Raw genomic sequence first — 6,899 nt, 5'->3', positions numbered from 1 at the left:
CTGAGCTAAGGAGGCGTCATTAAGAGATCAGAGCCCCCTTGCCGGGATCGAACCAGCGACCTACTGATTACAAGTCAGTTGCTCTACCAGCTGAGCTAAAGAGGCTTGTAAACCCTTTCTCTTAATGACAGTGCAAATATAGAAGTCTTTTTCAGAAGTAAAAAGCCCTAAAAACAAAAAAATAGGGAGATAGCGCTATCTCCCTATTTTTGAGTGGCTTAAAATTCTCTTAAAATGTTTAAGCGCTGCTTGAGCTTTTCGATTTCGTCTTCAGCCTTTTGAATTTTCGTATCGAACTGATCTTTTAGCTTATCTGCCGTCTTAGAAGAGGCGAAGAAGGCCAGGTTATTCTTCCAAAGCGAGATATTATTTTCCAGATCTGCGATCTGCTTGCGAATACCATGTTCTTTCTTGCCGATGATGCGGTTCCCTTGCGGTTCGTTTTGCAGCTTGGCCATGTCGAGGCGGAAAAGGAACTCTTCCTTGTCTTTACCTTCCATCCCCAGCTTGCTTGCATAATTTTCCAGTGCTTCGTTAAACAAGGAGGTAACTTCCTTCATGTTCTTCCTCGGCACAAAACCGATCGCCTGGAATTCACGAATAAAACGCTCCATATTTTCGGCTGTAGCGCCGCCGCTGTGGCTTGTGCGATCATTTCATCGATTAGCGATCGCTTTTTCTTCAAATTCTCTTCGAATTCTTGATTGCTCTGCTTGTTCGCATTTCTTCTTTGCTCGAAGAAGCTGTCACAGGCTTGCTTAAAGCGTTTGTATAGCTCATCACGCACCTTTTCGGGTGTCGGGCCTAAGGTTTTCCACTCCTGCTGCAGCTCGATGAGTTCCTGACTGGTCTTTTGCCAGTCTGTACTGTCGGACATAGCTTCCGCGCGGGCGATGAGTGCCTCTGCTCGCTGCTTGTTTTCCTTACGTACCTCATCCAGGCTTTTGAAGAATTGGTTTTTATTGGAGAAAAATAATTTGAACGCTGTCCAAAAACGCTTATTGGTTTCTTTTCCAGACTCTTTTGGCACAGGACCTACTGCCTCCCACTGCTTTTGGATAGCCAATACTTCTTTTGTTTTCGCATTCCACTCTTTGATACGCGTGCCTTCAAAGCTCGTAAAGGGCGTTAAGCTTTCGATGAGTGCTTCTTTTTTCGCCAGATTTTCTTCGTAAACCCCTTTTTGGGCCTCGTAAAAAACCTTACGCTTATCGTAAACCGCATCCGAAGCCGCTTTAAAGCGCTGCCAAAGCGGCTCTTGCTCTTCGCGTGGAACTGGTCCTATATGCTTAAACTCTTCGTGATACTCATTTAGCGTCTTAATGGCCGCCTTGATATCGCTCTCTGCTGCTAATGCCTCTGCTTTTTCACAAAGCTCCAATTTGAGTTCCAAATTCTTTTTACGATCTAGCTCCTTCAGTTCGAAATAAATCGAACGATTATCGTAGAAGCGATCCATCAGGGCATTAAACGAAGCCCATAAATTCTTATTATGCGCGGCAGGAACAGGACCTATCTTTTCCAAGCCTCCTGAATTTCCTTAACCACGGAGCGGTTGTCAGTCGTCTCCTCTCCATCCACCACGTCGCGGAGACGGTCAAGAAGGAGGTTTTTAGCCGCTAAATTATTTTCTTTTTCGTGCTCGAGCTGCTTGAGCGCATCGGATTTCCTTTCTTTGAACAGGTTATAGTTAGCATAGAAGGCACGATCCTCATCACTTCCTCTATACTGGAAATCATCCTCTGTCTGCCCTTCTTCGGCTAGGAAAGCCTGTTTCGCGGCCTCTTTTTCCTGCTGGAAAAGGGTATCAAAATAGCCTTTGATTTCATTTACCTGCTTGTCTTTCTTCACAAACTGCCCCTCATGTAAAAGTTCCTTTAAGGCCTCTACAAGCTGTTTTTTAGAAAAGCTTTCATAATCTACCGTCTCCTCCTCTTCTGTTTCCTCCTGCTCCTCCTGGTTTTCAGCACTTTCAGCAGCGGCTTGAGCGGCGTTCTCTTTACCCTGTTCTTCAGTAGAAGTTGGGGTCACCTGATCTTCTGGCGACAATTCTTTCTCCTTGTCCATCGTTATTTGGTTTTATCCTGTTAGAAGCAAATGTAAGCAATATATTAATTTAATCGAGGGTCTATGGGATAATTTGCCATTTGTTTAAACTCCCCTCCTAAGTACTTGAGAATGTAGCGCCATAGCTCATCTGAGGTGTGCTCAAAAAGGCATTCCGCCCCGATGTCATTGGTAACGATCCAGGTATTCTCTTGGACCTCCTGATCGAGCTGCCCTGCCGACCAGCCACTATAGCCGATAAAAAACCGGATCGAAGCCTCATCGATTTTTCCTTCGAGCAGCCCTTTGACCACCAGGTCAAAATCCCCGCCCCAGTAAACATCCTCGCCCAGTCGTATGCCACCCGGAAATTTATGCTTACTTTTATAAATGAAGTGCAGGGTGTTTTGTTCCACTGGACCGCCTACAAAAACAGGGATGTGCGGTAGCGGCATTTCCTCTAGCACTTCGTCTAAGGTTAAAATAGACTGTTTATTGAGCACCAAGCCAAAAGACCCTACCTCCTGATGTTCGCAGAGTAGCACAACGGACCGCATGAAGTTTTCATCCTGTAAAAAAGGCTCAGAGACCAGTAATGTGCCCGGGCCTAGTGAGAGTGTGTGTGGTTTCTTAGGCATAGTGGTTGATAAATTCATGTGTTAATATACAGCTTACTTTCAAAAATGCCATAAGATTACGAAATTCACTTTAAATTTTAAGACAACATGGAATTAGCAGATATACGAAAGGAGTACAAATTACGTACCCTTGAACTTAGTGATGTACAGGAAAATCCTGTTTTGCAACTGGAATCCTGGGTAAAGGAGGCAGTAGAGGCGCAGGTTAATGAGCCGAATGCCATGACGCTCTCCACGGTGAACAGTCTGGGCCGTCCGAGTTCCCGTGTGGTGCTTTTAAAGGGGATTCAGGAGGGTAAGCTGGTGTTTTTCACCAATTATGACAGCCAAAAAGGAAGAGAGATCGAAAATTTTCCTCATGTGGCCTTGAATTTCCACTGGGCGGAACTGGAGCGCCAAGTGCGGGTAGAGGGTTTCGCCGAGAAAATTAGCCAGAGGAGTCCGACGCTTACTTCTTCTCCCGCCCTTTCGGCAGCCAGATCGGGGCATGGGTTTCGCCTCAAAGCAGGGCGATTCCAAACCGTGCCTACTTGGAAGCCAAAGAGCAGGAACTTCGTGCTAAATACCAGGAGGACAGCATTCAAAGGCCTCCCCACTGGGGTGGATACGCTGTATCTGTGGAGTACATGGAGTTTTGGCAAGGGCGTCCTTCTCGCCTACACGACCGCATCGCCTACACCTTTGATGATGAAAGTGAAATTTGGACGAAGTCCCGACTAGCTCCTTAAGCCATGCGAATAGCGGGCAGTAGCTGCTAAAAAAGCCGGATTCACACCTGGAGGTGAGTCCGGCTTTTTGTCTTTTGGGCCCGGGACCAAAAATGGCTATGGAAAAAGGACCGTTTTCCGCACATCAGCGGCAGTAATTTCATAGAAAGCCTGGTGGATATTAAAAGGCTCCTCCCCTGGCGCCACCTGTTTTTTCAGGTACGTACCATCCTCCTGCATGACATAGGCGTTTTGATTGTCCTTAATATTATAGGCCAAAATACTGATCAACTGCTGTTTGAGGAAGGGATCTCCTATGCGGAAGAGCGATTCTAAGCGCTTATCGAAGCTGCGCACCATCATATCAGCAGAGCCTGCGTAGGTGAGCGGCTTGCCATTCTGATGAAAATAATAGATGCGGCTATGTTCGAGATAGTCCCCCACTAGAGAAATAACTTCGATGTTTTCACTGAGCCCTTTGCGCCCGGGGCGCAAGCAACAGATCCCCCGAATAATCAGCTTTATCGGCACCCCTTTCTGGCTGGCGCGGTAGAGGGCGTAGATGGTCTCGGAGTCCTCGAGGCTATTCACTTTAATAACGATGCCGCTGCTCAGTCCTGCTTCAGCATTATCTGCTTCTTGGTTGATGAAGGTAATCAGCTGGTTCCGCATATCGCGGGGCGCCGTAATCAGGTTCTGATAGGTAGTCGGCATGGAGTGGCCCGTGATCACATTAAAGAACTCGGAGACATCATGTGCGATGGTCTCATCGGTGGTCAGCAGCCCGATATCGGTGTAGAAGCGGGAGGTATCCTCGTTGTAATTCCCTGTCCCTAAGTGCACATAGCGCGTAACCCGGTTATCGTCTTTTTTTTACGATGAGCAGTAGCTTGGTATGGGTTTTCAAGTTGCTGATGCCGTAGATGACGAAGCAGCCGGCCTTTTGTAGGCGTTTGGCCTCGCGGATATTGTTTTCTTCATCGAAGCGCGCTTTTACCTCGAAAAGGACCGATACGTGCTTGCCATTCTCCGCCGCGCGGAGAAGTGCCCGTGTGATGCGCGAATCTTTAGCTAGGCGATAGATGGTCATTTTAATCGCCATCACGTTCGGATCGTCGGCAGCCGTTTCGATAAGTTCAAGGATAGGATCTATACTGTTATAGGGATGATGCAGCAGGACATCGCGTTCATTTAAGATATGGAAGAGGTCATCGGTGGTTTCTTCTGGGTAGCTAAGCGGGTTGATGGGGCTGGGTGCCTGCGGCAATTTGTCTTTAAAGCGTCGGTTACCTACGATTTGCCACAGCCCGGTGAAGTCCAGCATGCTGCTTTTTTCGATCACAAATAAAGCGTCGTCTTGAATCTTCCAGCGTTCTTTTAGCAGATTCACCATCCACTTGCTGTAGTTATTCTCGATTTCCACGCGCACCACGCGGCCCGTTTTGCGCTCTTTCAGCTTTCGTTTTACCTCTTCTAAGAAATTAGCATCCATATCCTCATTCTCTTCTAGTGTAAAATCACCGTTACGGGTGATCCGGAAGAGGTTGACAGCCTCTATCGACACATTTCGGAAAAGTGTTTTTATATGAGAGCGAATGATTTCTTCGATCGGAATGCACAGGACCTCTTCTTCCCGCTCGATTTCGAAAAAACGGGGGATATTAGAGGGGATCTGCACAAAAGATAGCTTCCTGTTTTCTTTCTTTTCGCCGGGAGCGAGGGTGACCACCCCAAAGACCAGCAGCTTATTCATTAAGATCGGGAAGGTGCGGTATCCATCGAAGACCATGGGCGTAAGCATGGGGTAAATGGCTTTCGTGAAATACGCTTCGATATAGGCCTGCTCTTCGGAGGTAAGTTGACTCAGGTTCACCAGCCGAAACCCTGACTGCGCTGTTTCCGGTAGGAGTACTTCTTCGAAGTGGCGCTGCTGTTCCTGATAAAACTGCTGGCACTCCTGCATGAGTTTGGCTTTAAAGGGATCTTCTCGAAGTCCCGAATAGTCGACGCGTTCTTTTTCGTAGTCTATATAATTATAAAGAGAACCTACACGAATCATGAAAAACTCATCCAAATTGGAAGCGGTGATGGCTAAAAATTTGAGTTTTTCGAAGATACTACGGTGGGCGCTTTTGGACTGATCCAGCACGCGTTCGTTAAAGCGTAGCCAGCTGAGGTCGCGACTGACGAGGTCGCTAGACTGTATAACTTGTTCGAACTTATCTTGGGTTGTAGCTAACATATGTGTGTATGCGTTGAATTGGAGTACTCGTAAAAAATCCCTTAAAGTTACAGAATCGCTTACATAAAAAAAAGGGGCTTTTGCCCCTTTTCATTTACCATTTCGTTTAGGTATCGATTTTTGCGTATTTCGCATTTTTTTTCGATAAAGTCTCTTCGCGGTGCTACCTCATCGCCCATGAGCATGGAGAACAAGTGGTCAGCGGCGGCGGCAGACTCTATCGTTACCTGTTTTAGGGTTCGTGTGTCTGGGTCCATGGTCGTCGTCCAAAGTTGCTCAGGATTCATCTCCCCTAACCCCTTATAGCGTTGAATATTTACACTTTCCAGCTTTCCATCGCCTGCCATTTCTGCTGTCAGAACCTTACGTTCTTCTTCCGTCCAGCAGTAGCGCTCGTCTTTTCCCTTTTTTAAGAGATAGAGCGGGGGCTGCGCGATATACACATAGCCTTTTTCGATCAGCGTTTTCATGTAGCGGAAGAAAAGCGTGAGGATAAGCGTACGAATGTGGCTACCGTCGATGTCGGCATCCGTCATGATGATGATTTTATGGTAACGTAGGTTACTTAAATCCAGCTCTTTATCATCCGCAAGGGTGCCAAACTTGACGCCAAGCGCCGTGAGGATATTTTTAATTTCATCGTTATCGTAGATTTTATGCTCATGCGCTTTTTCTACGTTTAAGATCTTTCCTTTAAGCGGTAAAATCGCTTGGAAATCGCGATTACGGCCTTGTTTGGCTGATCCTCCTGCCGAGTCACCCTCTACGAGGTAGAGTTCACAGATGCTGGGATCTGTGTTCGCACAGTCCGCCAATTTTCCAGGGAGTCCACCACCACCGAGTACATTTTTTCGCTGCACCATTTCCCTCGCTTTACGTGCAGCGTGGCGCGCCTGTGCGGCTAAAATGACTTTGCCAACGATGATTTTCGCTTCCCGAGGATGTTCTTCCAGCCAAATCTGGAGCACTTCACTAACGGAACCATCTACTGCTCCGACCACGTCGGAATTTCCAAGTTTGGTTTTGGTCTGTCCTTCAAATTGTGGCTCCGCCACTTTTACGGAAACGACTGCGGTTAAACCTTCTCGAAAGTCATCTCCTGAAACTTCAATTTTCAGTTTATCGAGCATGCCAGATTTATCGGCATAACTTTTTAATGTCCGAGTGAGTGCGCGGCGGAAGCCCGATACGGTTGCTTGTTCCTCCTTCGTACGGTATTGATGGTGTTTACGTAGGAGACCACATTTTCCGTGTAGGAATTATTAT

Annotated in this window: 5 protein-coding genes, 1 tRNA gene and 3 pseudogenes; 2 read left to right on the top strand and 7 right to left on the bottom strand. The window is 47.0% G+C overall.

What is annotated here, in order from left to right; all coding sequences use genetic code 11:
* Window positions 1-31 precede the first annotated feature (31 nt).
* The 5 genes from A3SI_RS14865 to A3SI_RS14855 form a co-directional block, all read right to left on the bottom strand.
* Window positions 32-105, bottom strand: a tRNA-Thr gene (locus A3SI_RS14865).
* 113 nt (window positions 106-218) lie between these two features.
* Window positions 219-560 (bottom strand): hypothetical protein, encoded by a 342-nt coding sequence (locus tag A3SI_RS22980; RefSeq protein ID WP_316929231.1) that lies wholly within the window; start codon window positions 558-560, stop codon window positions 219-221.
* Window positions 557-1,525 carry a DUF349 domain-containing protein gene (locus tag A3SI_RS22975; RefSeq protein ID WP_316929230.1) on the bottom strand — a complete coding sequence of 323 codons (969 nt, stop codon included), beginning with the start codon at window positions 1,523-1,525 and terminating at the stop codon, window positions 557-559. Before A3SI_RS22975 ends, A3SI_RS22980 begins: the two co-directional genes overlap by 4 nt.
* The gene (locus A3SI_RS22970; RefSeq protein ID WP_316929229.1) at window positions 1,513-2,067 is read right to left on the bottom strand and encodes a DUF349 domain-containing protein; all 555 of its coding nucleotides are present in this window, start codon (window positions 2,065-2,067) and stop codon (window positions 1,513-1,515) included. Before A3SI_RS22970 ends, A3SI_RS22975 begins: the two co-directional genes overlap by 13 nt.
* A 44-nt stretch (window positions 2,068-2,111) precedes the next feature.
* Window positions 2,112-2,684, bottom strand: a complete 573-nt coding sequence (locus A3SI_RS14855) for a YqgE/AlgH family protein (RefSeq protein ID WP_009057193.1) — start codon at window positions 2,682-2,684, stop codon at window positions 2,112-2,114.
* An 87-nt stretch (window positions 2,685-2,771) separates the two neighbouring features.
* On the opposite strand from A3SI_RS14855, the pseudogene A3SI_RS22965 reads away from it, so the two are divergent.
* Together A3SI_RS22965 and A3SI_RS22960 are read left to right on the top strand one after the other, a co-directional pair.
* A pseudogene (locus A3SI_RS22965) lies at window positions 2,772-3,062 on the top strand (pyridoxine/pyridoxamine 5'-phosphate oxidase); the annotation flags it as partial.
* A gap of 248 nt (window positions 3,063-3,310) precedes the next feature.
* Complete coding sequence (locus A3SI_RS22960; protein ID WP_316929228.1) at window positions 3,311-3,412, top strand: pyridoxine 5'-phosphate oxidase C-terminal domain-containing protein; 102 nt, start codon at window positions 3,311-3,313, stop codon at window positions 3,410-3,412.
* A gap of 96 nt (window positions 3,413-3,508) precedes the next feature.
* On the opposite strand, the pseudogene ppk1 reads toward A3SI_RS22960, so the two are convergent.
* Both ppk1 and A3SI_RS14840 read right to left on the bottom strand, forming a co-directional pair.
* Window positions 3,509-5,633: pseudogene (gene ppk1, locus A3SI_RS14845) on the bottom strand (polyphosphate kinase 1).
* 106 nt (window positions 5,634-5,739) lie between these two features.
* Window positions 5,740-6,899: pseudogene (locus A3SI_RS14840) on the bottom strand (toprim domain-containing protein); the annotation flags it as partial.

It is taken from the genome of Nitritalea halalkaliphila LW7, assembly GCF_000265075.1.
GTDB classification, from domain to species: domain Bacteria; phylum Bacteroidota; class Bacteroidia; order Cytophagales; family Cyclobacteriaceae; genus Nitritalea; species Nitritalea halalkaliphila.
Note: the sequence above shows the minus strand (reverse complement) of the source record. Positions and strands in the feature narration are given on the sequence as shown.